At 67.2% G+C, this 25396-nt stretch carries 27 protein-coding genes, 1 tRNA gene and 1 pseudogene; 18 read left to right on the forward strand and 11 right to left on the reverse strand.

Going from position 1 to position 25396, the window contains the following annotated elements; genetic code table 11:
• Positions 1-61: 61 nt before the first annotated feature.
• Genes AZC_RS11735 through AZC_RS11750 form a run of 4 tightly spaced genes read right to left on the reverse strand, consistent with a single transcriptional unit; the run spans position 62 to position 4175 of the window.
• Positions 62-811 (reverse strand): SDR family NAD(P)-dependent oxidoreductase, encoded by a 750-nt coding sequence (locus AZC_RS11735; protein WP_012170796.1) that lies wholly within the window; start codon positions 809-811, stop codon positions 62-64.
• The gene (locus AZC_RS11740; protein ID WP_012170797.1) at positions 811-1665 is read right to left on the reverse strand and encodes a fumarylacetoacetate hydrolase family protein; all 855 of its coding nucleotides are present in this window, start codon (positions 1663-1665) and stop codon (positions 811-813) included. Before AZC_RS11740 ends, AZC_RS11735 begins: the two co-directional genes overlap by 1 nt.
• 15 nt (positions 1666-1680) lie before the next feature.
• On the reverse strand, positions 1681-2862 hold the full coding sequence (gene rhmD / locus AZC_RS11745; protein ID WP_012170798.1) for an L-rhamnonate dehydratase: 1182 nt from the start codon (positions 2860-2862) through the stop codon (positions 1681-1683).
• Complete coding sequence (locus AZC_RS11750; protein WP_012170799.1) at positions 2862-4175, reverse strand: MFS transporter; 1314 nt, start codon at positions 4173-4175, stop codon at positions 2862-2864. The genes rhmD and AZC_RS11750 overlap by 1 nt, the downstream gene beginning before the upstream one ends.
• 107 nt (positions 4176-4282) lie before the next feature.
• On the opposite strand from AZC_RS11750, the gene AZC_RS11755 reads away from it, so the two are divergent.
• The 6 genes from AZC_RS11755 (at position 4283) to AZC_RS11780 (ending at position 9668) form a co-directional block, all read left to right on the forward strand.
• Entirely contained in the window at positions 4283-5104 is an 822-nt protein-coding gene (locus tag AZC_RS11755) for an IclR family transcriptional regulator (RefSeq protein WP_043879262.1), read from the forward strand.
• Between the two features lie 122 nt (positions 5105-5226).
• A complete protein-coding gene (locus AZC_RS11760) occupies positions 5227-5799 on the forward strand; it encodes a carboxymuconolactone decarboxylase family protein (protein ID WP_012170801.1) in 573 nt (190 codons plus the stop codon).
• Entirely contained in the window at positions 5796-6884 is a 1089-nt protein-coding gene (locus AZC_RS11765; protein WP_052285915.1) for an acyl-CoA dehydrogenase family protein, read from the forward strand. The genes AZC_RS11760 and AZC_RS11765 overlap by 4 nt, the downstream gene beginning before the upstream one ends.
• On the forward strand, positions 6881-7648 hold the full coding sequence (locus AZC_RS11770) for an ABC transporter ATP-binding protein (RefSeq protein ID WP_012170803.1): 768 nt from the start codon (positions 6881-6883) through the stop codon (positions 7646-7648). The genes AZC_RS11765 and AZC_RS11770 overlap by 4 nt, the downstream gene beginning before the upstream one ends.
• Positions 7649-7659: 11 nt before the next feature.
• A complete protein-coding gene (locus AZC_RS11775) occupies positions 7660-8850 on the forward strand; it encodes an ABC transporter substrate-binding protein (RefSeq protein ID WP_043879263.1) in 1191 nt (396 codons plus the stop codon).
• Positions 8847-9668, forward strand: coding sequence for an ABC transporter permease (locus tag AZC_RS11780; protein ID WP_012170805.1), 822 nt, complete (start codon positions 8847-8849; stop codon positions 9666-9668). Before AZC_RS11775 ends, AZC_RS11780 begins: the two co-directional genes overlap by 4 nt.
• Before the next feature lie 59 nt (positions 9669-9727).
• On the opposite strand, the gene AZC_RS25945 is transcribed toward AZC_RS11780, so the two are convergent.
• A complete protein-coding gene (locus AZC_RS25945) occupies positions 9728-10492 on the reverse strand; it encodes a helix-turn-helix domain-containing protein (RefSeq protein WP_012170806.1) in 765 nt (254 codons plus the stop codon).
• Positions 10493-10782: 290 nt separating this feature from the next.
• Between AZC_RS25945 and AZC_RS11790 the strand changes: the two genes are divergently transcribed.
• The 3 genes from AZC_RS11790 to AZC_RS11800 all read left to right on the forward strand — a co-directional run bounded on the left by AZC_RS11790 (position 10783) and on the right by AZC_RS11800 (position 13390).
• Positions 10783-12249, forward strand: coding sequence for a two-component system sensor histidine kinase NtrB (locus AZC_RS11790; protein WP_012170807.1), 1467 nt, complete (start codon positions 10783-10785; stop codon positions 12247-12249).
• The gene (locus tag AZC_RS11795; RefSeq protein WP_043879265.1) at positions 12249-12902 is read left to right on the forward strand and encodes a response regulator transcription factor; all 654 of its coding nucleotides are present in this window, start codon (positions 12249-12251) and stop codon (positions 12900-12902) included. The genes AZC_RS11790 and AZC_RS11795 overlap by 1 nt, the downstream gene beginning before the upstream one ends.
• 104 nt (positions 12903-13006) lie before the next feature.
• Complete coding sequence (locus tag AZC_RS11800; RefSeq protein WP_012170809.1) at positions 13007-13390, forward strand: response regulator transcription factor; 384 nt, start codon at positions 13007-13009, stop codon at positions 13388-13390.
• 10 nt (positions 13391-13400) lie between these two features.
• On the opposite strand, the gene AZC_RS11805 is transcribed toward AZC_RS11800, so the two are convergent.
• Entirely contained in the window at positions 13401-13718 is a 318-nt protein-coding gene (locus tag AZC_RS11805) for a hypothetical protein (RefSeq protein WP_043879267.1), read from the reverse strand.
• Between the two features lie 148 nt (positions 13719-13866).
• Between AZC_RS11805 and AZC_RS11810 the strand changes: the two genes are divergently transcribed.
• From AZC_RS11810 to AZC_RS11825, 5 genes are all read left to right on the forward strand, one after another.
• A complete protein-coding gene (locus AZC_RS11810; protein WP_043879268.1) occupies positions 13867-14406 on the forward strand; it encodes a DUF4142 domain-containing protein in 540 nt (179 codons plus the stop codon).
• Positions 14403-15548: a DNA topoisomerase IB gene (locus tag AZC_RS11815; protein WP_012170811.1), complete on the forward strand. Its 1146-nt coding sequence runs from the start codon at positions 14403-14405 to the stop codon at positions 15546-15548. Before AZC_RS11810 ends, AZC_RS11815 begins: the two co-directional genes overlap by 4 nt.
• 112 nt (positions 15549-15660) lie before the next feature.
• Complete coding sequence (locus AZC_RS11820; protein WP_012170812.1) at positions 15661-16152, forward strand: ferritin-like domain-containing protein; 492 nt, start codon at positions 15661-15663, stop codon at positions 16150-16152.
• A 73-nt stretch (positions 16153-16225) separates the two neighbouring features.
• Positions 16226-16432, forward strand: coding sequence for a hypothetical protein (locus tag AZC_RS25505; protein ID WP_148209839.1), 207 nt, complete (start codon positions 16226-16228; stop codon positions 16430-16432).
• A 3-nt stretch (positions 16433-16435) separates the two neighbouring features.
• Positions 16436-17053 carry a cysteine hydrolase family protein gene (locus tag AZC_RS11825; protein ID WP_012170813.1) on the forward strand — a complete coding sequence of 206 codons (618 nt, stop codon included), beginning with the start codon at positions 16436-16438 and terminating at the stop codon, positions 17051-17053.
• Positions 17054-17309: 256 nt separating this feature from the next.
• On the opposite strand, the gene AZC_RS11830 is transcribed toward AZC_RS11825, so the two are convergent.
• Together AZC_RS11830 and AZC_RS11835 are read right to left on the reverse strand one after the other, a co-directional pair.
• Positions 17310-17546: a helix-turn-helix domain-containing protein gene (locus AZC_RS11830; RefSeq protein ID WP_012170814.1), complete on the reverse strand. Its 237-nt coding sequence runs from the start codon at positions 17544-17546 to the stop codon at positions 17310-17312.
• A 9-nt stretch (positions 17547-17555) separates the two neighbouring features.
• Positions 17556-18110: a hypothetical protein gene (locus AZC_RS11835; protein ID WP_043879269.1), complete on the reverse strand. Its 555-nt coding sequence runs from the start codon at positions 18108-18110 to the stop codon at positions 17556-17558.
• 132 nt (positions 18111-18242) lie between these two features.
• Between AZC_RS11835 and AZC_RS25695 the strand changes: the two genes are divergently transcribed.
• A complete protein-coding gene (locus AZC_RS25695) occupies positions 18243-18620 on the forward strand; it encodes a hypothetical protein (RefSeq protein WP_043879270.1) in 378 nt (125 codons plus the stop codon).
• Positions 18617-19828: a serine hydrolase domain-containing protein gene (locus AZC_RS24410; protein WP_158304112.1), complete on the forward strand. Its 1212-nt coding sequence runs from the start codon at positions 18617-18619 to the stop codon at positions 19826-19828. Before AZC_RS25695 ends, AZC_RS24410 begins: the two co-directional genes overlap by 4 nt.
• Positions 19829-19971: 143 nt before the next feature.
• Here the strand turns inward: AZC_RS24410 and AZC_RS11850 are convergent.
• Positions 19972-20049 (reverse strand) — tRNA-Pro (locus AZC_RS11850).
• Between the two features lie 297 nt (positions 20050-20346).
• Here AZC_RS11850 and AZC_RS11855 point away from each other — a divergent pair.
• Complete coding sequence (locus AZC_RS11855) at positions 20347-22008, forward strand: Na/Pi cotransporter family protein (RefSeq protein WP_043879271.1); 1662 nt, start codon at positions 20347-20349, stop codon at positions 22006-22008.
• A 330-nt stretch (positions 22009-22338) separates the two neighbouring features.
• Positions 22339-22725 carry a septal ring lytic transglycosylase RlpA family protein gene (locus tag AZC_RS11860; protein ID WP_043879272.1) on the forward strand — a complete coding sequence of 129 codons (387 nt, stop codon included), beginning with the start codon at positions 22339-22341 and terminating at the stop codon, positions 22723-22725.
• Positions 22726-24657: 1932 nt separating this feature from the next.
• On the opposite strand, the pseudogene AZC_RS25510 reads toward AZC_RS11860, so the two are convergent.
• Positions 24658-24978 (reverse strand): annotated as a pseudogene (locus AZC_RS25510) (MerR family transcriptional regulator); the annotation flags it as partial.
• Between the two features lie 15 nt (positions 24979-24993).
• Complete coding sequence (locus AZC_RS11870; protein ID WP_012170820.1) at positions 24994-25311, reverse strand: integration host factor subunit alpha; 318 nt, start codon at positions 25309-25311, stop codon at positions 24994-24996.
• Positions 25312-25396 lie beyond the last annotated feature (85 nt).

The following is a 25396-nucleotide window of genomic DNA, read 5'->3' on the forward strand; positions in this document are numbered from 1 at the left end:
TTATTGGACGCCGGCGGAAACGTTGTCCGCCGGCGACAGAGGGCACCCGAATGGTCGGTGCTCAGTAGGTGGCGCGGCCGCCCGAGACGTCGAACACGCCGCCGGTGGAGAAGGAGCATTCTTCCGAGGCGAGCCAGCACACCAGTGCCGCCACTTCCTCGATCTGACCGAAGCGGCCCATGGGGATCTTGGACAGCATGAAGTCGATGTGCGCCTGGGTCATCTGGTCGAAGATGGCGGTGCGCACCGCTGCGGGGGTAACGCAGTTCACGGTGATCTTGTTCTTCGCCAGTTCCTTGCCCAGCGACTTGGTGAGGCCGATCACGCCCGCCTTGGAGGCGCTGTAGGCCGGGGCGTTCGGATTGCCTTCCTTGCCGGCGATGGAGGCGATGTTGACGATGCGCCCGTAGTCCTTCTCCAGCATGTAAGGCACCACGGCCTTGTCGCAGTAGAAGACGCCGTTGAGGTTGATGTCGATCACCTTGCGCCAGTCCTCGACCGGATAGGTCCAGGTGGTGGTGTTGGGGCCGGTTATGCCGGCGCTCGCGACCAGGATGTCGATCTGCCCGAAGGTGTCGGCCACCGTCTTGGCGGCGGCTTCCACCGCCGGCCAGTCGGACACGTCGAGGGCGACGCCGATGGCGTTGGCGCCGAGCCCGGCCTTGGCCGTCTCGATGGCGGCGGGATCGCGATCCCAGATCGCCACCTTGCCGCCCTCGGCGATGATGCGCTGGGCGATGGCGAGGCCGATGCCGGCCGCACCGCCGGTGACGACCGCGACGCGGCCCGAAAAGCGAGTGCTATCAACCATTACTTCTTCTCCCAGGCGACGCAGGTCTGCTTCTGACGGCCGAGCTTGTCGATACCCAGCTCAATGACGTCGCCGGCCTTGAGATAGACCGCCTCGGGCTTGATGCCCATGCCGACGCCCGGAGGGGTGCCGGTGGTGATGATGTCACCCGGCAGCAGGGTCATGAATTCCGACAGGTAGCTCACGATGGTCTTCACATCGAAGATCATGGTGGACGTGTTGCCGGTCTGGCGGCGCTGGCCGTTCACGTCCAGCCACATGCCGAGCTGCTGCACGTCGCCCACCTCGTCGGAGGTGACGAGCCACGGGCCGATGGGGCCGAAGGTGTCGCAGCCCTTGCCCTTGTCCCAGGTGCCGCCACGCTCGATCTGGTACTCGCGCTCCGACACGTCATTGATGAGGACGTAGCCGGCCACGTGATCGAGCGCCTCGTCCTTCGTGACGTAGGAGGCGCGCTTGCCGATGACGATGCCCAGTTCCACTTCCCAGTCGGTCTTCTTCGAGCCGCGCGGGATCACCACGGCGTCGTTCGGACCCTGGATGCAGGAGGTGGCCTTCATGAAGACCACCGGCTCGGACGGGATCGGCAGGTTCGATTCCGCCGCATGGTCGGTGAAGTTCAGGCCGATGGCGATGAACTTGGCCACGTTGGCAACCGGCGCGCCATAACGCGGCGTGCCCTCCACCACCGGCAAAGACGACACGTCCAGCGTCTTCAGCTTGGCCAGCCCCTCGGGCGTGATGGCCTCACCGGTGAGGTCGGAGATGACGCCCGACAGATCGCGGATCTTGCCGGCCTCATCGAGGAGGCCGGGCTTTTCCTGGCCCGCGGGGCCGTAACGCAGAAGCTTCATGGAATTTCGTTCGCCTCAGTGGGTGTAGGGGCGCGAGAGCTTGCACTCGGGGTTCAGGCGCACGCCGAAGCCGGGGGTGTCGTCGAGCTTCAGGCGGCCGTTCACCGGCACAGGCTCGTCGAGCAGGAGCGGCGTGAACATGGGCACCACCTGATCTGGCACCGGGTGCATCATCAGAAACTCGGCAAACGGGCTGTTATGCCGGGTGATCACGAAGTGATAGCTGTAGACGGACGAGCCGTGCGGCACCACGAGCACGCCGGCCGCATCCGCGAGCGCCGTGATCTTGATGAGCTCGGTGATGCCACCGCACCAGCCCACGTCCGGCTGGATGATGTCGCAGCACTCCATGTCCAGCAGCATCTTGAAGCCCCAGCGGGTGGCCTCGTGCTCGCCGGTGGTGATAAGGTGGCCCTTCGGCGCGTTCTTCTTGAGCGCCGCATAGCCCCAGTAGTCATCCGGCGGCAGGGCTTCCTCGGTCCACTTCAGGCCCATCTCGTTCCAGGCGATGGTGGAGAAGCGCGTGGCATATTCCACGTCCAGCGCCATCCAGCAGTCCTGCATGAGCCAGAAGTCCTTGCCGACCTTGTTCCGCATGTCGTTGAGGATGTCGAGGTTCTTGCGAAGCCCCTCCTCGCCCTCTGCCGGACCATGGTGCAGCGCCATCTTGCCGCCGATGAAGCCCATCTCCTTGGCAAGATCGGGCCGGGCGCCGGTGGCATAGAACTGGAGCTCGTCGCGCACCGCGCCGCCGAGCAGGTGATAGACCGGCTCCTTGCGCCACTTGGCGAGCAGGTCCCAGAGTGCCAGGTCCACGCCCGAGATGGTGTTCACCACCAGACCCTTGCGCCCGTAATAGAGCGTCGAGCGGTACATCTGGTCCCACATCAGCTCGATGTCGGTGATCTTGGCGCCTTCGATGAAGCGGGCGAGGTGCTTCTCGACGATCCAGGCGGCGGGCTCGCCGCCAGTGGTCACCGCAAAGCCCACCGTGCCGTCGGAGGCCTCCACCTCGACCACCAGCGTGCCGAGCACGTTGATGCCGAAGGTGCGCCGGCTCTGGCGATAGGCCGGATACTTGGACATGGGGGTCGCGATGTGGTCGTCGATCCAGTGGGTGCCCTGCTGGTCGTGATAATCGCCGCCCCCGCCGCGCACCACATAGGCGCGCACTTCACGAATGGTAGGCACGGACATCAACGGTCTCCTCGAGCAGTCACAGGGGTGGCGCCGGCCACGGGCTGGCGGGCTGCGCCCAGCGCCAGGATGGCGAGGACGCCGATGAAGGTGGTGGCGGCGAGCACATAGAGGCCGGCCGGGGCACCGAAGGTCGCATCGGCCCAGTTCTTCACATTGGGGGCGAAGAAGCCGCCGAGGGCGCCCATGGCGTTCACGAGGGCGATGCCGGCGGCCGCCGCCACGCCGCCAAGATAGCGGGTGGGGAAGGTCCAGAACATCGGTTGCACGGCGATGAAGCCGGCGGCAGCGAAGCACAGGGCGACCAGCGCGACGGCGGGCGGTGTGCCGGCGGAAACCGCGATGCCGGCACCCGAGACGGCGAGGGTCAGGGCCGCGAGGCTGCGGTGTTTGCCGGTCTGGTCCGCGAGGCGCGGAATGAAATAGGTCGCGGCCATGGCGCAGATCCACGGGATCGCAGCGACGAGACCCACTTCAAGGCCCACCTTCTTGCCGAGCAGCGCGGCCACCTGCGTCGGCAGGTAGAAGACGACGCCATACACGCTCATCTGGATCAGGAAGTAGATCACCACGAAGTGGAGAATGCGCGGATTGGCGAACGCCGCCTTGAGGCCGGCATGGCCGTGGCTTTCCTTGGCCTTCTCCTCCGTGGCGATGGCCGCCACCAGCGCCTTGCGCTCGTCGGCGGGCAGCCATTTGGCATCGGCGGGCTTGTCGTCGAGATACCAGAAGGCCCAGATGCCGACGATGCTGGCCAGCAGGCCCTCGATGAGGAACATCCACTGCCACCCTTCGAGGCCCCACGCGCCGTGGAACTCCAGCAGCAGGCCGCTGAGCGGGCTGCCCAGGATGAAGGAGATGGGCGCGCCGAAATAGAATAGGCCGAGGATCTGGCCGCGCTTTTCCTGCGGGAACCAGTAGGTGACGTAGAGGATCACGCCCGGAAAGAAGCCGGCCTCCGCCGCGCCGAGCAGCAGGCGCAGGGCATAGAAGGACATCTCGCCTTGGGTGAACATCATGGCGGCCGAGACGAGGCCCCAGGTGACCATGATGCGGCACATCCAGATCTTGGCACCGACCCGGTGCATGATCAGGTTGCTGGGCACTTCAAAGGCCGCATAGGTCAGGAAGAAGAGGCCGGCGCCGAGCGCATAGGCGGCAGCCGAAATGCCGGCGGACGCCTGGAAGGCATCCTTGGCAAAGCCGATGTTCGCGCGGTCAAGAAACGCCAGCACGTACATGAGCAACAGAAAGGGCACGAGGCGAAGGCGCGCGCGCGCGACCGCCCGTTCGAGCGTCGGGTTGGACACCATGATGGCGTTTCCTCAGGGACTGAAGTTGGGGGAGTGGTGCATCCCATATTGTGGGACGTCATCTTATTATGTAGGATGATGATTAGGAGAGGTTTCGGAGGGTGTCAATGTCCGTTGCTAGCGTTGGAAACGGTCCGGACGAGAGCGGCCCCGAAAGCAAGGCGGCGGGTCCCGCCGGCAGCCAGGCCGTGATGCGCGCGCTTGACGTGCTTGAGGCCGCCGCGTCCGACCCCATCGATCTCGGCACCCTCGCCTCAAGCCTCGGTCTCACCCGCAGCACGGCGCACCGCCTTGCCAGCGGTCTGGCTGCGCGCGGCTATCTGCGGCTTGCGCCCGGCGAGGGCTATTCGCTCGGCCCGAAGGTCATGGAACTCGGGGCACGGGCGCGGGCCCAGCGCCCCCTCGCCCGCATCGCCCGTCCGCATCTGGAAGCGCTGGCGTCCGAGACCGAGGACACGGTTCATCTCGGCGTGCTGGAAGGGGACTGGGCGCTCTATCTCGACAAGCTGCCTGGACGTCGGCGTTTCGAGATTTCCTCCCGCGTGGGTGAGCGCCACCCGGTCTGGTCCACGGGCCTTGGCAAGGCGCTGATTCTCGACGGGGATGCGGCGACCTGGGAGCGCTTCTTCGAGATCGGCTCCGCACGCGGCCCGAACCGCGAGCAGGCGCGCACCGCCTGGCTCGGGCGCATGAGCAATTATGCCGACTGGGGCTACGCCTTCGACCTGGAGGAAAACGAGCCGCGCGTGCGCTGCGTGGCGGCGCCGATCCGCGATGCCTCGGGCCTCACGGTCGGCGCCATCAGCGTCTCCAGCGCCTCCCATTACATGGACGATGCCCGGATGAAGGCGCTGTCGCAGATGGTGACCGGAACGGCGGACCGGATCAGCGGCGAGCTTGGCTGGCGGCGCAGGCCGTCGGGCCAATAGGAAAGCATCGCTGAGCGGGGCTGCGGCATAAGGACCGGCGTCGCGCCGCTCACCTCGCCGCGAGCGGGCTTGATCCGCCCATAATTTAATCTATCTGTGCAGTGGAAATGAGGAGACAGACCATGTCCCGACTGCCCCTGCGCACCATTGCCGATGCCCCCGAAGCCGCCCGCCCCTTCCTCGAGACGGCCGAGAAGAACAACGGCTATCTGCCCAACCTGCTGCGCGTGCTCGCCAACGCGCCGGTGGCGCTTGAAACCTATCTGACGGTCTCCGGCATCAACGCACGCGCCTCGCTGAACCTCTCCGAGCGCGAGGCGGTCCAGATCACCGCCGCCGCCACCCACGGCTGCGGCTTCTGCGTCGCGGGCCACACCGCCATCGCCGAGAAGAAGGCGCACCTGCCGGCGGAAACCATCACCGCCCTGCGCGGCAAGGCGGAAGTGCCGGATGCCAAGCTCGATGCCGTGGCCCGCTTCACCGAATCCGTGATCGCCCATCGTGGCGCGGTGCCGGAAGCCGACCTTGCGACGTTCAAGGCGGCCGGCTTCAGCGACCAGCAGGCGCTGGAAGTGGTGCTCGGCGTCAGCCTCGCGACGCTCTGCAACTTTGCCAACAACCTCGGCCAGCCGCCGCTGAACGAACAGCTCGCCGCCTATCGCTGGGAGCCTGCCAAGCCGGTGGCCGCCGAATGAGCGCCCTGCCCGCGCGCCCATTGGCCGATCCGCGCTGCGACGGCTGGCTCACCGAGGCGGCCGACGCGCTCGATACCGGCGCCACGCTCTGCGAGGATCTGCTCCCGCGTCTCGCGGCGGCGGGGCTTCCGGCCGTCGGCGTGCCGCAGGCCCGAGGCGGCGCGGGCGGCACGGTGATCGACGCGCTCGAGGCGCTTTCGGAGGTGGCGAGCCATTCGCTCGCAGCCGCCTTCGTTCTGTGGGGCCACCGGACCTACATCGAATATCTGCTGCAAAGCCCCAACCTCGCGCTGGCTGACGCGTTGCTACCGGACCTCCTGACCGGCACGCAGGCGGGTGCAACGGGCCTGTCCAACGCCATGAAGCATCTTGCCGGCATGGAGCCGCTGCAGGTGACCGCGGTGACGGACGGAACGGCCCTGAAGGTGAACGGCGCCCTGCCCTGGGTGACAAACTTGCGGCCGCAGGGGTTCCACGTGGCGGCGGCGGTGGACGGGCCGGACGGCGTGCCTTTCGTTGCCAGCTTCGCCGGGACGGACGGCGGTGTCTCCCGCTCGGACGATCTCGAACTCATCGGCCTGCGCGGTACCAACACCGCAGCGATCACGCTCGCCGACGTGCGCCTCCCGGCCGGCCGCATCATTGCGGTGAATGCGCGCGAATGGCTGCCGCGCGTCCGGCCGGCTTTTGCCGGTCTGCAATGCGGCATGTCCATCGGGCTCGCGCGCCGGGCCCTTGCGGAAGCGCGGGATGCCGGCGGCGCGGGCCGCGGCATCCTCGCCCAGCCGCTCTCTGAGACCACGCAGCGGCTGGAAGCGGCGCAGTCGGCCCTTTTTGCGGGGCTGCGCAGCCGCGCCTTCGAGGCGGACGTGGCACCGCTGTTCGAGATCCGCATCGCGCTCGCCGAAGTGGTGGCCGAGGCGGTGGCGCTGGAGCTTCAGGCGCTGGGCGGCAAGGCCTATCTCGCCGGACCGGGGCGGGGCTTTGCCCGCCGCAGCCGCGAGGCCGCCTTTATCCCGGTCATCACGCCCAGTCTCGTGCAGCTCAAGACGGCTCTGGCCAAGCGCCGCGAGCAGGCGGCATGACATCGCCCGCGCTCGTGGCAGACGGCATCAGCCTGCGCTATCCCGGCGCCGAGCGCCGGGTTCTGGCCGATTTTTCGCTCAGCCTCGACGCGGGTGAGGTGGTGGCTCTGCTCGGCCCCTCCGGCGTCGGCAAGTCGAGCTTACTGCGGGTGCTGGCGGGTCTTCAGCCGCCTGATGGCGGGCGCATCGTCATGGATGGCGCGCCGGTGACGACCGTCCATCCCCGCCTTGCCCTCGCCTTCCAGAGCCCCGGCCTGCTGCCCTGGCTCGATCTGGAGCACAACGTCGCCTTCGGCCTCGACTTCAAGCGCCAGCCTAAACTCTCCCGCGCCGAGCGGCGGGAGCGGGTGGAGCACGCCATTGCCGAGGTGGGCTTGAGCCACGCCCGCCGCCTCAAGCCGGCGGCGCTCTCCGGCGGCATGGCCCAGCGGGCGGCGCTCGCCCGTTGCCTCGCCCGCAAGCCGCAGGTGCTGCTGCTGGACGAGCCTTTTGGTGCGCTGGACGAGGTAACGCGGGCCGAGATGCAGGACCTGCTGCTGAAGGTCGTGCGCGATTACGGCACGGCCGCGGTACTCGTGACCCACGACATCGACGAGGCGCTGCTGGTGGCCGACCGCGTGGTGCTGCTCGGCGGCGCGCCCGGCCGGGAGATCGGCCAGTGGTCCATCGACCTGCCGAAGCCGCGCGGCGCCTTCATTTCCGAACTCGGGGCCGTGCGGGTGGAGATTTTGACCACCCTGCGCAACGCCATCCGCGAACAGTGAACGGGGGACACATGCTCACCGACGATTTCTTCTCGCGCCGCGATGTCATGCGGCTCTCCGCGCTGCTCACCGCCGCCGGCGCCGCGCCCTTCCTGCAGGCGGGCTCGGCCCGTGCGCAGGAGAAGGACGCGCCGGTTCGCGTTGGCTATCTGCCGATCACCGACGCCACCCCGCTCCTCGTCGCCCACGGCAAGGGCTTCTACGAGGCTGAGGGCCTGAAGGCGGAAAAGCCGGTGCTGTTCCGCAGTTGGTCGCAGATCGTGGAGGCCTTCCTCTCGGGACAGGTGAACGTGGTGCACCTGCTCTCGCCCATCACGGTGTGGGCGCGCTATGGCAGCAAGGCCCCGGCCAAGGTGGTGGCGTGGAATCACACCTCCGGCTCGGGCCTCTCCGTTGGCCCGGACATTCAGTCGGTGAAGGATCTCGGCGGCAAGACCGTCGCCATTCCCTTCTGGTACTCGATCCACAATGTGGTGCTTCAGGCGCTTCTGAAGGAGAACGGTCTCACCCCCGTCTCCAAGAAGACCGGCACGCCGGCTGCCAATGAGGTGAACCTCCTCATCATGGCGCCGTCGGACATGGTGCCCGCGCTCGCCGCCAACCAGATCGCCGGCTACATCGTTGCCGAGCCGTTCAATGCCGCCGCCGAGGTGCTGAAGGTGGGCCGCGTGCTGCGCTTCACCGGCGATGTCTGGAAGGATCACGCCTGCTGCGTGGTCTTCATGCAGGAAAAGGATCTGGCCGAGCGGCCGGAATGGTCGCAGAAGGTGGTGAACGCCATCGTCAAGGCGCAGGCCTGGACCCGCGCCAACCGGGGCGAGACGGCGGAGCTGCTCTCCAAGGACAATCCGAACAAATACACGCCCCACAGTCTCGAAGTGCTGAAGCGCGTGCTCGATCCCGCGGCCGCCGACGAGAGCGCCTATGTGGCCTCCGGCGCCATCCGTCATCCGGACTGGCGCGAGAAGCGTATCGACTTCCAGCCCTATCCCTTCCCGAGCTACACCGAGGAACTGGTAACGCGCCTCAAGGGCACGCTGGTGGAAGGCGATCGCGGCTTTCTCGATGCGCTCGATCCCGCCTTCGCGGCCAAGGATCTGGTGGACGACCGCTTCGTGAAGGCGGCGCTCGCAAGCTCCGGAGGCCTTGCCGCCTTCGGCCTGCCGGAGAGCTTCACACGCACCGAGGTCGTCTCGGCGTGAACCCGCGTCCGGAGATCGTCCAACCGTCCGCGCCGGTGGCGAAAGCCGCCGCAGCCAAACGTGGGCGGGTCGGGCGGGCGCTGCTTGGTCTGGCGGGGCTCGCCCTGTTGCTGGTGCTGTGGTGGCTGGCCTCGGACGTGCTCGCGCGTCCGGGCAGCTTCGCGCAGAAGTTCTCACCCACCACCGCTCTGCCCGCGCTCTGGCGGCTGCTGCTGCAGTCGGACCTGCCGCTGAACATCCTCGTCAGCCTCAAGCGGGTGCTGGTGGGCCTTGGCATTGCGCTGGCCGTCGGCGTGCCCGTCGGGCTCTTGGTTGGCAGTTCGCGGCAGGCGGAGGCGGCGACAACGCCGGCCTTCCAGTTCCTGCGGATGATCTCACCCCTGTCCTGGATGCCCATCGCCGTGATGGTGTTCGGGGTGGGTGACGCGCCCATCTATTTCCTGCTCGCCTTCGCCACCGTCTGGCCCATCCTGCTGGCCACGGCGGCGGGCGTGCGGCAGATCGATCCGCAATGGCTGCTGGTGTCCCGCAGCCTTGCGGCCACGGGTTGGGAGACGCTGTCACGCGTCATCCTGCCGGCCATACTCGGCCATGTGCTCACCGGCGTGCGGCTGGCCATCGGCATCGCCTGGATCGTGCTCGTTCCCTGCGAAATGCTCGGCGTTTCGGCCGGGCTCGGCTACTTCATCCTCGATACGCGGGATCGCCTCGCCTATCCCGAGCTGATGGCCACCATCCTCGTCATCGGCATCATCGGCTTCGCCCTTGATGCCTGCGCGCGTGCCCTCGTGGAGCGTCTGGCCCCCGGACGGGGCTGAGCGGGAGGGGACGGCCGAATGCCGTCCGTCCCTCTCCGCCGGGCCGGACCATCCACGCCTCATCCCTGCATGCTGCGCCAGCGGTGCGGGGTGGTGCCGGCGAAGCGCCGGAAGACGGTGGTGAAATGCGCCTGCGTCTGGAAACCCACCGACAGCGCGATCTGGACCAGCGGCTCGGTGCTCTCGCGCATGAGCTGCTGCGCCCGCTCGACGCGGCACTTCAGCAGATACTCGTGCGGGCGAAGCCCCGTCGCGATGCGGAACTGGGCGGCAAAATGCATGCGGCTGAGGCCCGCCGCCGCGGCCATGTCGGCGAGGGTCACCGTCTCGCAGAGACGCTCCTGCACATGCGCCATGACACGCTTCAGGCGCCACTTCGGCAGGCCGGGCCGAACCCGCGCGGGAGCCGGTGCCGGCAAAGCCTCGTCCACCTGCGGCGCATGGGACTGTCCGTCGAGAGTGAGGATGCGGGCGACGATGGCGAGGCGCAGCGCATCCGCATGGAGGCCGCCGGCCGAATCCACCTCCGCGCTCTGGAGCGCCTGGGAGAGTTGCGCAACCACACGGTCGTCCACGAGGGTGCGGCGGTGGTCGGCGGGACGCGCCAGCAGGCTGTCCAGACCGACGAGGGTCTGGCCCGCCGCCCGCGCCTGGGAAATGGCCAGCACGAGACCCATGTGGGGCAGGTGCACCGACAGGACATCGCCGCTTTCCTCGCCCGCCGGACGCGGCAGGGCATCGGCGCCGGACTGGTCACCGGCGAGTAGTGCGATGACCCCACCCGCGCGGAGGTCCGGGAGATACGGTGCGACATGGAAAGACATGCGAATACCCCACGTGCTTGAAGGTGGATCACGTTCGGGCCGGATCAGCGGCTCGGTGACATCAGCATGGGGAAACGGCGCTCACCCCTCCATCCTACGTCATGGTCGGGGACACAGCAGATGGGCGGTTGAGACCATACCTTCGTATATTCCGGATCGTCGCCCCGGACGGTAGCGTGGCCTCGCACGGCTACCAGAACGTGAAAGACGGGACAGGTATTGGACAAGACGGCGCCTCGCGCGCTGCTAGTTTTGATGTCTGATGCGTCACGCGGGGGCGGGAGAGGATATTGTCGAGGTCATCGGCCGAGCGGCCGTCCCAGTGCTGGATGCGCCTGCTCATGATAGGCGGCCTGTGCACCGTCATCTTTCTCATCGACACCCTGTCGCCGATGGATATGGCCATTGCCGTGCTTTACGGCGCCGTGGTCCTTTTCGCCTCTGCCGAACTCGACCGCCGCGGGCTCCTTCTGGTCAGCGGAGGGTGCGTCCTCCTCACGGTCCTGAGCTTCATCATCACCCACGGCGAGGCCTATACGCTCGCGGCGACCATGCGCGCCGTGGTGGCCATTGCCGCCATCGCCATCACCACGCTCCTCGCGCGGCGAAACCAGGATGCCACCGCCTCCCTGCGGGATCAGGCGGCCCTGCTCGACCTGTCGCACGATGCCATCTTCGTGCGCGACCTCGGCGGGGTCATCACCTACTGGAGCCGGGGGGCGCATCATCTCTACGGCTGGAGCGCCTCCGAGGCGGTGGGCCTGCAAACCGAGGCGCTGCTGCGGACGCGCTTTCCCTGCCCGCTCGACCACATCATGGCGGAGCTTGAAAGCACGGGGCAGTGGGACGGGGAACTCGTCCACACCACCCGCGATGGCCGCAAGGTGGTGTGCCTCAGTCGCTGGTCGCTCCAGCGGGAGGCGCAAGGCCGGCCCGCGCGCATCATGGAGACGAATCACGACATCACGGCCCGCAAGCAGGCCGAGGACGATCTCCATCAGGCGCGCAGCGACATCGCTTATGTGACGCGCCTGAGTACGCTGGGCGAGCTCGCCACCTCCATTGCCCACGAGGTCAACCAGCCGCTCGCCGCCATCGTGACCAATGGCGAGGCGGGCCTGCGCTGGCTGCAGCGGGACGTGCCGGATCTCGGCGAGGTCCAGCTGAGCATGAGCCGCATGATCTCGAACGCCCAGCGCGCGAGCAACGTCGTGGGACGCCTGCGCGCGCTGGTGCGCAGGGACGCGCCCGACCATCTGCCGCTCGATGGCGGTGAACTGGTCGAGGACTGCCTGCTGCTGCTGGAGCGCGAGCTGGCGAACAACCGGGTGAAGGTCTGCCCCTCCTTCCCGCCCGACCTGCCCCGGGTGCGCGGCGACCGGGTGCAGCTTCAGCAGGTGGTGATCAACCTCGTCCTCAATGCCGCTCAGGCCATGCAGGCGGTGCCCGAGGAGGAGCGCGTGCTGCGCATCAGCGTCCACTGCGACGGGGCGACGCCGGCCCCCTGCCTGCTCATCGAGGTGGAGGACAGCGGACCGGGCGCGCCGCCGCAGGTGCTGAACGCGCTCTTCACCCCTTTCTTCACCACCAAGAAGGACGGCATCGGGATCGGCCTCTCCATCTCGCGCTCCATCGTGGAGGCCCATGAGGGACGCATCCTCGCAACCCCGGCCGAGCCGCGGGGGCTGCGCATGACCGTTCAACTCCCGATCACCGGCGACATGGCAGCGCCCGGTCTGCAGGAGAAGGCCTCGTGATGAAGGTCCAGAAATCCCGCAAGGAAACGGCGCCCGCGACACCCGTGGTGATCGTGGTGGACGACGACGCAGGTCTGCGGGAGGCCCTGTCCAGCCTGTTCCGTTCGGTTGGCCTTGAAGTGGCGCTCTTCGCCTCGGCGCTGGAGATGCTCGCCGCCCCCCTGCCCGACGCGCCACGCTGCCTCGTGCTCGACATCCGCCTGCCCGGCGTCAGCGGGCTCGACTTCCAGCAGCAGTTGACGCGGCAGGACGTGGACATGCCCATCATCTTCATGACCGGACACGGGGATATTCCCATGTCGGTGCGGGCCATGAAGGCGGGCGCCCTCGATTTCCTGACCAAGCCGTTCCGCGATCAGGACATGCTCGACGCGGTGCTGGCAGCCATCGCCATGGATCGCACGCGCCGCGACGAACGGGCCGCGTCCGACCACGTCCGCACGCTCTATGAGAGCCTGACCGAACGGGAGAAGCAGATCATGGGACTGGTCACCTCCGGCCTCATGAACAAGCAGGTGGCCGCGGAGGTGGGGCTCAGCGAGATCACGGTGAAGATCTATCGGGGCAACGTCATGCGGAAGATGGCCGCACGTTCCTTCGCCGACCTCGTGCGCATGGCGGAGGCGGTGGGCCTCAGCAAGCCGAAGGCCTGAGCCGCCAAACGTGTGTATGATACTCCTGAGGCCCTTCGAGGGCCTATGGTGAGCCTCGATGCGGTGCGCATGCCGAACGGCAGCGCGCCCCAAGAGGTGCTGACGTGTCTGTTTCTCCGATGATCACGATCATCGACGACGACGAGTTCGTCCGTCTCGCGACCGAGAGTTTCATGCGGTCGCTGGGTTTCGAGACCCGGACCTTTGCCTGCGCAGAGGACTTCTTCTCGTCGCCGCTCCGACATGCCACGGACTGCATCATCACCGATGTGCAGATGCCGGGCATGAGCGGCGTGGAGCTTCTCGCCCGTCTGCGCGCTGAAGGAAGCGCCGTGCCGGTGATCGTCGTGACGGCCTTTCCCAGCGACCGCATCCGCTCCCGCGCCACGGAACTCGGGGCGCTGGGTTTCTTTCCGAAGCCCTTCAGCGGCGCCGACATTGTGGCCTGCATCGAGAAGGCCGTCGGGCCCGGACCGGCCGGCCCCTGAGCGTCTCGTTTCAGCTCGACAGGACGGTTGCGCCGGCGGCCAGCACGATCAATCCAAGGACGATGAAGCCCCAGGTTCGCCAACTCGGTGGTGCGCTGGCGGGCGCGCGGTTGTCTTCCTCACTCCGGGCCCTATAGAGCTCCCCGACGGCAGGGTCTCCATCGGCAATCCGGTCCCCGCGCTGGGGCGGCTCCCAAGCGCTTTGCGGCCGGTTTCCGCTGGCCTCGTCGTCAGTCCCGAGGGGAGCTGCGGCGAGATCGGCATAGCGGATCTTGTCCCGGGTCTGCCCCGCATCCGTGGCATGGCGCACCTTCTGGGCATCGGTCATGGAATGGTCCTCGCCTTGCGGCCGAAACGGCCGGCTCCCCCGGTGAATGCCTGCGGGGCGTCGGCGTTCCCCTCTCCCGATTAACGGCCGCCGCCCGGAACAGCGCAGGCGAGCGGGCGTTGCCTCCAGGACACCCAAGGAGGCATCCATGAAAAAATACCTGACCGCTGCCGTGGCAGCGGGCGCGATCCTGTGCGCCGCTCCCGTGATGGCCCAGTCGCTCGGGGAGAAGACCGGCGTCAACGCCGCGCTCGGTGTCACGCCCTCCACGCAGGACTTCGTAACGCAGGCCGCCGTCAGCGACATGTTCGAGATCGAGAGCGCAAAGCTCGCGGTGGAACGTACGTCCGATGCTCCCACCAAGGCGTTCGCCCAGCAGATGATCACCGATCACACCAAGACATCGCAGGAACTGAAGGGGCTGGTCTCCTCGGCAAACCTTCAGGTCAACCTGCCGACCAGCCTCGACAAGAGCCATCAGGACAAGCTCGACCGGCTGCGCAGCCTGAATGGCGCGGAATTTACTGACGCCTATCACAAGATGCAGGAAGACGCGCACAAGGACGCCGTATCGCTGTTCAAGCGCTACGCCTCCGGTGGGGAGTCGGCGCCCCTGAAGGACTGGGCGGGCAAGACCCTGCCCGCGCTGGAGCACCACCTGAAGGTCGCGGACGACCTCAACAAGTGAAACCGCTCGACTATAGCGGCCCCGTCGCCCCGTCCCGCCGCGCCCGATCGGGCGGAACGAAGCGGCCGCGCCCGGCCATCGTGAAGGAGATGGCGCGGGCGGCGGGTCTCGTACTGGTGGACCAGTCAGCCCTGCGGCTCACCCGGCGCAAGGCGGGGCGCGGCTACTGCTATTTCGATGCGTCCGGCACGCTCATCACCGACGAGCCGACGCGCGCCCGCCTCGCGTCGCTCGCCGTTCCTCCGGCGCATAAGCAGGTGCGTTACGCGGAAAATCCCCGGGCTCATCTTCAGGCGGTCGGCTATGACGCAGCCGGCCGCCTCCAGTATCGCTACCATCCGCGCTGGGAACTGGTGCGCGAGCGGTGCAAGGCGGAGCGCCTCGCACGCTTCGCCGAAGCCCTGTCCACCATCCGGCGGGCGGTGGCGCGGGATCTCGGCTCACCCCCCGGTTCGCGGACCTTCGCGCTCTCGGCCGTGGTGGAACTCGTGACCCTCACCGCCATCCGCGCCGGGGAGGAAGGCTATGCCCGAGCCCGCGGCACCCGCGGGGCGGCGACCCTGCTGAAGTCCAATCTCCGCAGCGAGGAGGGGCAGCTCATCCTGAGTTTCCGAGCGAAGGGGGGCCGGCGAACCGTCTGCCAGATCACCGATCCCCGTTTCATCGTGATCGTCTCGTCTCTCTCCGCCCTGCCCGGTCGGCGGCTGTTCCAGTACCGAGACGACGCCGGAGCCGTTCGGACCGTGCGGGCGGGCGATGTGAACGCTTATCTCAAGGAGGTCGCGGGCGTTCCGGTCTCGCTCAAGGATTTCCGAACGCTGGTGGCTTCAGCGAGCGTCCTCGACATCCTCGCCCGTGCGGAGCCCGCGTCCAGCGCCCGCGCGCGCAATGCGCAGGTGGTCGCGGCCATCCGAGCGGCCGCGGAGACGCTGAACAACACGCCCGCCATATGCCGCAAGAGCTATGTGATGCCGGCCGTGGTCGCCGCCTTCGAGGACGGCACCCTGTCCCGCTTCGCCGCAACCCTGAAGCGCTGCCGCTCGCCCATCCGCCGGGCCGGCATCCTGGCCGAACTGATCCGCGAGAGCTGCGGTGCCGGGGCGAACGTGACGCTCAAGGACGCGCCTCGAGCCTCGCCATAAAGGTCCGACCGAGAAAATCACAAGTCCAGCCAATGTAACGGATGACCGGAACCTGATCCACCACGGACCGTTTGCCCCATAGCCGTTCGGCTCATAAGAGAGGACCCAAGTCATGGCACAGGCCAAGTCTCTGAATGATCTTTTTCTCGAAACGCTGAAGGACATCTATTACGCCGAAAAGCAGATCCTGCGTGCCCTGCCCAAGATGGCCAAGACGGCCCAGTCGGACGAACTGCGCTCGGCTTTCATGAAGCATCAGGAGCAGACGGAAGGCCAGATCGAGCGTCTGGAGCAGGTGTTCGAAATGCTCGGGAAGAGCGCCCGCGGCAAGCACTGCCCGGCGATCGTCGGCATTGTCGACGAGGGCAAGGAGATCATGGAGGACTTCGCCGGCACTGATGCGCTGGACGCCGGCCTCCTCTCGGCGGCCCAGGCCGTGGAGCACTATGAGATCTCGCGCTACGGCACGCTGAAGACCTGGGCCGGCCAGCTCGGACTGAAGGATGCGGTACCCCTTCTGGAGGCGACCCTTCAGGAAGAGAAGGAGACCGATGCGCTCCTCACCCGCCTCGCCGGCGCCACGGTGAACAAGAAGGCCGCCTGAACCACCGGTTCGACACGGCTCATGCCGGGCAGGCGTCGCAGCCTGCCCGGATCTGTTGCAGGGAGACGCGCGCATGTGGCTCAAACCCAAGCTTGTTGGAGACACTGAAGGCACGAGGCTCGGTGTAATGCCGGGCTGGTGGGCGGTGGCGGAAGACGGAACGCCCGTCTCCGGGCCTTATCCCTCCGAGGAAGCGGCCATCGTCAGCATCGGCAAGCGGGGAGCCGACCAGCCCGCCGGCACACCCGACGAATCGGGCCCGCCGCCCAGAGGCACCTGAGGCATGGGAGAAGGCCTGCGGCGCGATCCCATCGGGCCGAACGCCGTGCATGTCTGCCTCGACATGCAGCGCCTGTTGGCTCCCGGCGGGCCGTGGCCCACGCCATGGGCGCTGGACGTCATTCCCGCCATTACGGAACTTGCCGCCCGTGCACCGGCGCGCACCGTGTTTACGCGCTTCCTTCCGCCCGAGGCGCCGGACGGACTTACAGGCACGTGGCAGCGCTTCTACCGCAAGTGGCACGATCTCACCCGGAGCGAGCTCGACCCCGGCCTGCTTGATCTCGTGCCGGAGCTCGCACGCTTTGTCCCTCCCGCGCATGTGGTGGACAAATCCCGCTATTCCGCCTTTTCCGGAGCGGACCTTCTGCCCCTTCTCACGCACCTGCGCGCTGACACACTGATCCTTTCCGGCGCGGAGACGGATGTATGCGTGCTCGCCACCCTGTTTGATGCCGTGGATTTCGGGTTCCGCGTCATCCTTGCGGGGGATGCGGTCTGCTCCTCCTCCGACACAGGCCACGACGCCATCATGGCCATGCTCCAGACCCGCCTTTCCATTCAGGTCGAGGTCGCGCGGACGGAAGACATTCTCAACCGGTGGGAGCGGCCGGCGCTCTGATCGGCCGCTCCCCTGGCTTCATCGTACGGGCGACGTCTCGGGGCTGGCCGGAGCGGTCGGGCGCTGATGAAAGAACATGAAGCGGCTCCGCTCTGGCTCGGACGCTGCCCCTTGCAGCGTCATGAAGCCAACAGGAGACGGCTCAACCTGTTCCGGTGATCGTAATATAAAGGCAAAAGCGCCAGCTTTACGTTTCGTATTATTGTGCCGTTCGTGGCCTTGGCCATTCGAGCTGCACTATTCACTCCGGCGACAATTATCCCTCCCCCATGTCCGAACCAGGCGATCCGTCCTCTTCATACCTCAGAAGATCACCCGGCTGGCAACGGAGAAACTGGCAGATTTTCTCTAATGTCTCAAACCGGACGCCCTTTACCTTGCCCTGTTTCAGAAGAGAAAGATTGGCCTCCGTGATCCCGACATGTTCGGCCAGGTCTTTGGACTTCACGTTGCGTTCCGCGAGCATCACGCCCAAGCGCACCCGGATAGACATTCAGCGCCCCTAGACGAACTGCTTGTTCTCATCGGCGATCTCCATCGCCTCCGCCATGACCCAGGCCACGGCGGCGACCGTCCCTGCGAAAATCAGGGCGATGAGCGTATCCGATCCGATGTTCAGTACGAGCGCCCTTGTGCCCGCCGGATCATGCAGGCTCAGAAGGACCGAGAGCGCCGCGCCCGCGAGGGGCTTCAGAACGGCCGAAGCCGCGACGCCGACCGAAAAATCCCTGAGCCCGTTGATCGGCTCCCGAGCGAAGATGACGCCGGCCGCGAAGGCGGTGAAGCAACGGCGGGCCCCGAGGAGCCCATAGACCAGCGCTGCGAGGGGCACCATCGAAATGCCGAACGCCAAGGCCCGGACCGCGAGATCGATCTCCGCAACCGGCGCATTCGCAAGTCCCGCCTGGCTGAACAGGGTGCGCGTCGGCGTCGTCGTCCAATAGAGGAGCATCGCCGTCACCAGCATGAAGGAGGTGGCGAGACAGCCTGCCGCCATCAGCCGGCTGAGGTGCCGGATGCGATCGCAACGCCGCTCCCGATCGTGCTCAGAGGTCATGTCGAGCCCTCTCGATGATGGATCCATGGCTGCACGCCTCCTCTGCCCGCCGGGTCAACATGGGAAAAAAATTATCGTTTGCCAATAATTTTTTGTCGTGAGACAGATTTCCCGTCTTCAGGGAGTCGCCCCATGCCCCAATGTCCTGCCAAACGACCCATCGCCTTTCTCGTCTTTGCAACCGCGCTTGCCACTGCCGGTCTCGCGATGGCCGCGCCAACCACCTCCCGTGGATTGATCTCGGTCGATCAGGTGGCGGAGATGCTGGAGAAGGCTCCAACGGATCGCACCGCGCAGCAGGTTCTCACCGCCTATCTGGCCGGCGTTGGCGAAGCCGCAAGTGCGGTCGTGACCATGGGAAATGCCGCCTGCCAGAAGCCGTTGAGCCTGAACGCGGCGAACGCTGGCCAAGCCCTCAAGGGTACAGCCTCCGATCGCGGTGCAGAAACACCTGCGACGCCGTTGATTGTCAGCGATATGCTTCATCGCGCCGGGTGCCGGCGCCAGTGAGCCGTCCCGCCCGCCGGATCGCTGACCTCGATTGGCAGCGCAACCGGGCCGGGGCCGTGATTCGGCAGGCGCGCCTGATCCTCGCGCTGGTCGGGCTCATGAGCCTGGCGGGGGGCTCATCCGCCCATTCCGCCGACTTTGGCCCCGTTCAATGCACCGTTCGGGCCAGCTATATCGGCGCGCCGATGCATCCCGCAGTCGCCATCACGACGATGGCCCCGGTGCCCGAGCAGGCGCTGCCGTCGGGCATCAGCCGTCGTCTCGACGGCATTTACAAGCGGATCGAAGAATTCACGGTCGCATCGGCGCTGACGGCAGCGGTCGCCGTTCCGGGAAAGGGCCTGTGGCAGAAGACCCATGCGCCGGCGGATGCGCCGCGCCTGTTCTGGGCGAGTGCCGGGAAGACCTTTACGGCGGTCGTTGTCCTGCAACTCGCCGAAGAGGGGAAACTGTCGCTCGATGACCCGGTTTCGCGATGGATCGCAGGTGTGCCGAGCGGCGAGATCGCGACGCTCCGTGATCTGCTCGCCCACACCAGCGGCTTGTTCAGCGCCAATGAGGATGTCGGGGCCCACGCCGATCCCCGCTATCGCGATCCGGCAACCAACCTTGAGATCGTGCGCCGTCACGGAGCTCTGTTCTGCCCCGGCGCAAACTGGCGCTATTCCAACACGGGATACGATCTGCTCGGGGAAGTCGTCCGCAAGGCCGATCACCGTTCCATTGATGAGGCGATCACGGCGCGGATCATCACGCCATTGGGGCTCTCCTCGCTGCGTGCGCTCGTGCCGGGCGGCGGATCGGAAGGCGTTGCGCCACTTGTGACGGCGCGCGAACAGGCCATCGATCCAAGCTGGGCTGGCGCTGCCGGTCCCGTCGTCGGCGATGCCGCCGATATGGCCCGCTTCTGGGCGGCCCTGCTCGGCGGACGACTGCTTCCGAAACGGACGGTGCGCGCGATGGCTCAAGCGCTATACCCCATGTACGAAAAGGGCACCTATTCCGGGCTCGGAATCATGGTGTTCGACGTGAACGACGGTGCCCGTTCGATTCGATGGATCGGGCACGCGGGCGGAACACCCGGCGCCAGCGCCATCGTCGCGTTCTCGCCCGCGGACAACGCGATCGTTGCCGTCGCCCTCACCGGCGACAGCGCGACCGTGCCGGCGGCCAACATGCTTCTGAAGGCCCTTGCAGGACCAGAATGAGGCGCCGCGAGGGTGCCCCGCCTGCCGGCTCGGACGGCCGGCCGCCTGCGGAAAGGGAAAGGGCCGGAGTGCCTGTCAGCACTCCGGCCCTTTTATCAGAGCAGCGATCTCAAGCTTATCGCCTGAAATCATTGACGATTGACTGGTCGGGCAGGCGGGATTTGAACCCACGACCCCTAGTCCCCCAGACTAGTGCGCTAACCGGGCTGCGCTACTGCCCGTCATGCCACTGCTCTGGTCTCCGCTGCGAACTCCCGGACGGTCGGTTCGTGAAGAACGTCCCGTGTGCGTCGCCGCGTCAACGTGGGGCGGAGAGTTAGACCATCGGATCGGCTGCGACAAGCCTCGAATGACATTTGTCCCCTGCCCCGCATGCAGAACGACCACGCGGGATGTGGATCGCTGCTCGCGGCCGTGCAGGACATGGGACGGCGCCTGCTTTGCCGGCTTGCGTCACTTGACCGAGCGGCGGTGCGTGCCATGGTGCCCGCCCAGTGGTCGCAAGGGGCGGTGCCGTCTTGACCTTTCCCGTCACGCTTCTTGATCTCGCCGGCTGCGTGGCCCTGCTGCTGTGGGGCACGCACATGGTCCAGAGCGGCGTCCAGAGCGCCTTCGGGCCGCGCCTGCGCACCTTTCTCTCCGGCGCGCTCAAGACACGGCTGCACGCTTTCCTCGCCGGGCTCGGCGTCACGGCGATTCTCCAGAGCAGCACCGCCACGGGGCTGATGGTGGCGGGTTTCGCCGCCTCCGGCCTCGTGGAGCTTGCCCCCGCGCTCGCTGTCATGCTGGGCGCGAACGTCGGCACCACGCTGGTCGTGCAACTCCTGTCCTTCGATATCTCACCCCTGTCGCCGGCCCTCATCCTGCTCGGCGTGATGGTCTATCGGCGCTCCAACACCCAGCCGCCGCGGGATCTGGGCAAGGTGGCCATCGGCCTTGGCCTGATGCTGCTGGCGCTGCACCAGCTCATCGAATTCATCACGCCTTATGAGGATGCGCCGAACCTGCGCCTGCTGATGGGCGCGGTTTCGACCCAGCCGACCGTGGCCGTCGCCGTGGCGGCGGTGCTCACCTGGGTGGCCCATTCCAGCGTCGCGGTGGTGCTGCTGGCCATGTCGCTCGCCGCCAAGGGCGTCGTCTCGCCGGAAGCCGCCATGGCGCTGGTGATCGGCGCCAATCTCGGCAGCGCGCTGAACCCGCTGCTGGAGGCTAGTTCCGCCAGTGATCCCGCCTCCCGCCGTGTCCCATTCGGGAATCTGCTGAACCGGCTTGTGGGCGTCGTGGTCGGGTTGGCACTGCTGGGGCCCGTGTCGGTGGCTCTGGTGGAACTCGAGCCGTCCGTCACCCGCGCCGTCGCGGACTATCACACGCTCTTTAACCTCATCCTGGCGGTGGTCTTCCTGCCGCTGCTGAAGCCCTTCTCCGCCCTGCTGTGCCGGCTCTTCCCGCTGAAGGCATTGCCGCCGGACCCCGCCCGCCCGCTCTATCTCGATGCGGCCGCCCTCGATACGCCGGTGGTCGCCCTTGGGAACGCCGCACGCGAGGCCCTGCGGCTCGCGGACATTCTGGAGACCATGCTCTCCTGCACCCGCGATGCGCTCGACAAGGACCAGGGGCAGCGTGTGGCCGAAGCCCAGAAGCTCGATGACGTGCTCGATCGGCTCAATGCCGCCATCCAGGCCTATCTCATGCGCCTCGACCACGAGACGCTGGGGCCGGAGGACCGGGAGAGGTTCGACGAGATTCTCGCCTTTGCGACGAATCTGGAACATGCCGGCGACGTCCTCGACAATTCCCTGCTGCCGCTGGCCGCCAAGCGCTTGAAGCGCGGGCTCGCCTTCTCGCCGGAGGGCAAGGCCGAGATCGCCACCATCATCGATCGTGTCATCGGAAACCTGCACACCGCCGGTGCGCTCTTCATGACCAATGATGCGCGCACCGCCCGCATCCTTGCGGCCGAGAAGGCCGTGTTCCGGGATCTCGAAACCCGCGCGACCCAGAATCACTTCGAGCGGATGCGTGGCGGCGTGGTCGAATCGGCGGAGACCAGTTCGCTACAGCTGGATGTCGTCCGCGACCTCAAACGCATCAATGCGCATCTCGTCGCCGGCACCGCCTATCCGGTGCTGGAACGCGAAGGAGAACTGCTGCCAAGCCGGATTGCCGGAGAACTTGGTTAGCAGACCATGTTTTTCCACAGGCGCGAGCGGCACGTGCGTTAAGACTTATGGTGCCGAGGGGCTGAAAAGCTCGGCGCTCCGGCCGTTAGTCGACTGATTTTGAAGCCTAAAACAGATTCATAAGGCAGACTTTTCAAGATCAGAGATCTCGGAAAGGTCAAGAAAAAGTCGCGACAATTCTGCAACGGTCCTGTGGATAAACATTTCCAGCGCCGACCGAGATACCTCTCAGGTTGTGTTTTGCGTTGTAGCGCCTCAGGCGCGTGACATTCTCGCCCCATTCCGTGGCCATTGGCGACACTTCCATCAACAACAATGGAGGTTGCGGGAATGGAGATCCGAAAAGGGGTTCTGATTGGATCGCTTGCTCTGACGATGTCGGGCTTGGCGACTGCCGCTTCGGCGGAGCCCAAGCAGACGGGTGTCGCGTCCTACTATTGGCAGGGTCGCGGCACAGCCAGCGGTGAGCGGTTCAACCCCAACGCCCTGACGGCAGCCCATCGCTCGCTTCCCTTCGGTACGAAGGTTCGCGTCACCAATCTCAAGAACGGACGCACGGTTGTGGTCCGCATCAACGACCGGGGCCCGTTCGTCCGCGGTCGCATCATCGACGTTTCCAAGGCCGCAGCCGGTGAACTCGGGTTCAAGGGCTCCGGCACCACCAAGGTCGCCCTCTCCGTCGTCGAAGACGAGGGCGGGTTCTTCGCGAGCCGCTGATAGCGGACCGCACGCGGCTCTCGCCGCCACCCCACACGTCAACGGACCAGCGCCTGAACGCGCGCGCTCTGCGTGCGAATGCGATGTCCTGCCTGCCCCGCCGTGGCACGAGATTGCCGCGGGGCTGATGATGTTCACGAAACGCCGGAGTGCGAGGCAGGTTCCCCGCTCCGGCGTTCTCCCTTTTCTCGCCCCGAACGAAGCTCAGGTCTCGCTGTCCGCTACTCCGCGGGGAACGCCGAGGCCGGCGATGATGCGGCGGCACTCGGTCAGCTCGAACAGCGCCGACTGAAGGCGGCTGATGTCCTCCCGCGTCAGAACAGGCGCCGGCGGCTGCGGCGTGCCGGCCATGCGCGGCTCGGATCGCAGGTGCGGCGGCAAATACTGCTCCGGCGGGCCCGGCCGGTTCGGCTCGGGCGGCGCATAGCCATCGTCCTCGTCCGCCCAGGTCTCCGGCCGATGGGGGCGGACATGTTCGCTGGCAGCCCCCCGGCGCTCGGTCACGGGACGCGCTGGCGAAGGGCCATCCGGCACGAAATCCTCCGGCTCATATTCCTCGAGCGGCCCCAGCAGAGGCCCGACCCGGCGTGCACCACCGAGCGGCGGCGCCGGCATGTCCGGCGGATCGAAGAAGGGATCCTGCGGCTCCGCGCGATGGGCGCGCAACGGGGCGGGCTGGGCGCGCGGGCGCTCGCGCGGCGCCGACCGGCCGTAGGCGCCGTCATCCTCCACCTGCTGCCAATCGCTCCCCCGCATGTCGCGGGGCGCGTGGTCCCCCGGTCGCGGCTCATAGGTGTCGTGCCGCACGGGCTCCTGACGGCGGGCGGGCTGGGTCGCCACGGAGGGATGCGGCATCCGGGGGGGCGGCTCGTAGCGCTCGGGCTGGGGAGCGTGGCGCTGCCAGCCGCGCTCCTCGAAATCGTGCTGCCCGTCGTCCGGTTCCCAGTTCCCCTCGTCCATGTCCTCGTCGTCCAGGGAGGCAGGCCCGCGCGCCGTAAGAGGCGGCTCGGGCCGATAGCGCGGGTCCGGACGCGCCGGGGGCTCGTCCAGCGGACGGCGCAGAACCGGTTCGGAACGGGGCGGCTGGCGATCGAAAGACATGGGAGGCTCTTGCGGCGGCTCGGCCCGTCGCGCGGCGCGCGCGGGCGCGCCGAAGGGCAACTGATCGTGCATGTCGGCCGGATGCGGACGCGCCTCGGGCGGGCGGGCGGCGCGGGGCGGCGGCACGGCGTGATAATCGTCGAGGATATCCTCATCCTCGTGCTCGGGCTGCGGCTCCACGGGGCGGCGCGCCCGCTTGGGCGCGAACTCCGAAGGCGGACCGGAATCGAACGGCACCGCCGGGGGCGAGCCTTCCCTCAGGCGGCGGATGCGCGCATCCAGCGGCTCGGAGACCGGATCTTCCGCATCGCGATCATCGAAGAAGGGCAGCAGCGGATCGTCCATCTCCGGTGCATGGGAGCGATCGGGGATGCGCGAGGCGGGCCCGCGCGACGGGCGCGGCATGGGGCGGGGGTCCGGACGGGGCGGCGGCGCATCGAAGACAGGATCGACGCGCGGCTCGTAACTTTCCGGTTCCTCTTCCATCATCGGCTGTCGTGGCCGGGCGGCCGCGCGCGGCGGCTCCGGCACACGGGCCGGAGGCTCGCGCGGCACTTCGAAGGCCGGCTCGCTGCGCTCCACTTTGGGACGCGGTTCCGGCGCGCGGGGCTGCGCCCGCTGGCGCGGCGGCGGAACCGGTTCTTCCGTCCGGGGCGTGAAATTGGCGAAGTCGGGAAAGGGCAGCGGCGGCTCGTCATGGCCGGGCACGTCCCGCATCTCGTCGGCCGCGGCACGGCTCTTCCGGCGGGGCAGAAAACCGCCGAGCAGGCCACCGAAGCCGGACCCCTCGTCCGTGTGCATGGGCGCTGTATCGGGCTCGTTGCGCCGGGGCGCAGGCGGGGCGCCGAACTCGGCCGGACCGTCGTCGAAGCCAACGGCCTGCACGTGGCGAACACCCTGCTCCTTCAGGATCTTCTGCACACCCTTGATGGTGTAGCCTTCGCTGTAGAGGAGCCGGCGGATGCCGCGCAGCAGGTCCACATCCTCGCGGCGGTAATAGCGCCGGCCGCCGGCCCGTTTGACGGGGCGGATGTGGGTGAACTTGGTTTCCCAGAAGCGCAGGACGTGCTGCGGCAGCTCAAGTTCGTCTGCCACCTCGCTGATGGTGCGGAAGGCGTCCGGGGCTTTGTCGGGATGCCTCGCCTCAACCACGTGCCTCGCGGCTCCTTATTCGCGTCCAGCCGCCTTTCCAGTGCGCCCGTTGATGCGATTCTTCAAGATGCTGGACGGCTTGAAAACCATGACCCGGCGGGGCTCGATCGGCACTTCCTCGCCGGTCTTCGGATTGCGCCCCACCCGCTGGCCCTTGTCCCGCACGACAAAGGACCCGAACGAGGACAGCTTGACCGTTTCCCCCTTGGCCAGGCAGTCCGCGATCTCCCGCAGCACCATTTCCACAAGCGCGGCGGACTCCGTGCGAGACAGGCCCACCTGCTGGTAGACCGCCTCACACAAATCGGCGCGCGTTATCGTGCGTCCAGCCATGTGTCTTCCCGACCCCTCGAGGACACCCCCACTGCCGCGACCCTAGCCAGTGGACCGCAGCAAGGTCAATGTTCTTAACGCTTTA

The organism is Azorhizobium caulinodans ORS 571 (assembly GCF_000010525.1).
Lineage (GTDB): Bacteria > Pseudomonadota > Alphaproteobacteria > Rhizobiales > Xanthobacteraceae > Azorhizobium > Azorhizobium caulinodans.

What these genes read in the sequence shown, in the direction of transcription:
- AZC_RS11870 (WP_012170820.1), bottom strand. Translation starts at nt 25,311, where the DNA reads ATGGCTGGACGCACGATAACGCGCGCCGATTTGTGTGAGGCGGTCTAC.
- AZC_RS11755 (WP_043879262.1), top strand. Translation starts at nt 4,283, where the DNA reads ATGTCCGTTGCTAGCGTTGGAAACGGTCCGGACGAGAGCGGCCCCGAA.
- AZC_RS25945 (WP_012170806.1), bottom strand. Translation starts at nt 10,492, where the DNA reads ATGTCTTTCCATGTCGCACCGTATCTCCCGGACCTCCGCGCGGGTGGG.
- AZC_RS11810 (WP_043879268.1), top strand. Translation starts at nt 13,867, where the DNA reads ATGAAAAAATACCTGACCGCTGCCGTGGCAGCGGGCGCGATCCTGTGC.
- AZC_RS25695 (WP_043879270.1), top strand. Translation starts at nt 18,243, where the DNA reads ATGCCCCAATGTCCTGCCAAACGACCCATCGCCTTTCTCGTCTTTGCA.
- AZC_RS11825 (WP_012170813.1), top strand. Translation starts at nt 16,436, where the DNA reads ATGGGAGAAGGCCTGCGGCGCGATCCCATCGGGCCGAACGCCGTGCAT.
- AZC_RS11860 (WP_043879272.1), top strand. Translation starts at nt 22,339, where the DNA reads ATGGAGATCCGAAAAGGGGTTCTGATTGGATCGCTTGCTCTGACGATG.
- AZC_RS11750 (WP_012170799.1), bottom strand. Translation starts at nt 4,175, where the DNA reads ATGGTGTCCAACCCGACGCTCGAACGGGCGGTCGCGCGCGCGCGCCTT.
- AZC_RS11830 (WP_012170814.1), bottom strand. Translation starts at nt 17,546, where the DNA reads ATGTCTATCCGGGTGCGCTTGGGCGTGATGCTCGCGGAACGCAACGTG.
- AZC_RS11735 (WP_012170796.1), bottom strand. Translation starts at nt 811, where the DNA reads ATGGTTGATAGCACTCGCTTTTCGGGCCGCGTCGCGGTCGTCACCGGC.
- rhmD (WP_012170798.1), bottom strand. Translation starts at nt 2,862, where the DNA reads ATGTCCGTGCCTACCATTCGTGAAGTGCGCGCCTATGTGGTGCGCGGC.
- AZC_RS11835 (WP_043879269.1), bottom strand. Translation starts at nt 18,110, where the DNA reads ATGACCTCTGAGCACGATCGGGAGCGGCGTTGCGATCGCATCCGGCAC.
- AZC_RS11770 (WP_012170803.1), top strand. Translation starts at nt 6,881, where the DNA reads ATGACATCGCCCGCGCTCGTGGCAGACGGCATCAGCCTGCGCTATCCC.
- AZC_RS11740 (WP_012170797.1), bottom strand. Translation starts at nt 1,665, where the DNA reads ATGAAGCTTCTGCGTTACGGCCCCGCGGGCCAGGAAAAGCCCGGCCTC.
- AZC_RS11760 (WP_012170801.1), top strand. Translation starts at nt 5,227, where the DNA reads ATGTCCCGACTGCCCCTGCGCACCATTGCCGATGCCCCCGAAGCCGCC.
- AZC_RS11795 (WP_043879265.1), top strand. Translation starts at nt 12,249, where the DNA reads ATGAAGGTCCAGAAATCCCGCAAGGAAACGGCGCCCGCGACACCCGTG.
- AZC_RS11805 (WP_043879267.1), bottom strand. Translation starts at nt 13,718, where the DNA reads ATGACCGATGCCCAGAAGGTGCGCCATGCCACGGATGCGGGGCAGACC.
- AZC_RS11765 (WP_052285915.1), top strand. Translation starts at nt 5,796, where the DNA reads ATGAGCGCCCTGCCCGCGCGCCCATTGGCCGATCCGCGCTGCGACGGC.
- AZC_RS25505 (WP_148209839.1), top strand. Translation starts at nt 16,226, where the DNA reads ATGTGGCTCAAACCCAAGCTTGTTGGAGACACTGAAGGCACGAGGCTC.
- AZC_RS11820 (WP_012170812.1), top strand. Translation starts at nt 15,661, where the DNA reads ATGGCACAGGCCAAGTCTCTGAATGATCTTTTTCTCGAAACGCTGAAG.
- AZC_RS11775 (WP_043879263.1), top strand. Translation starts at nt 7,660, where the DNA reads ATGCTCACCGACGATTTCTTCTCGCGCCGCGATGTCATGCGGCTCTCC.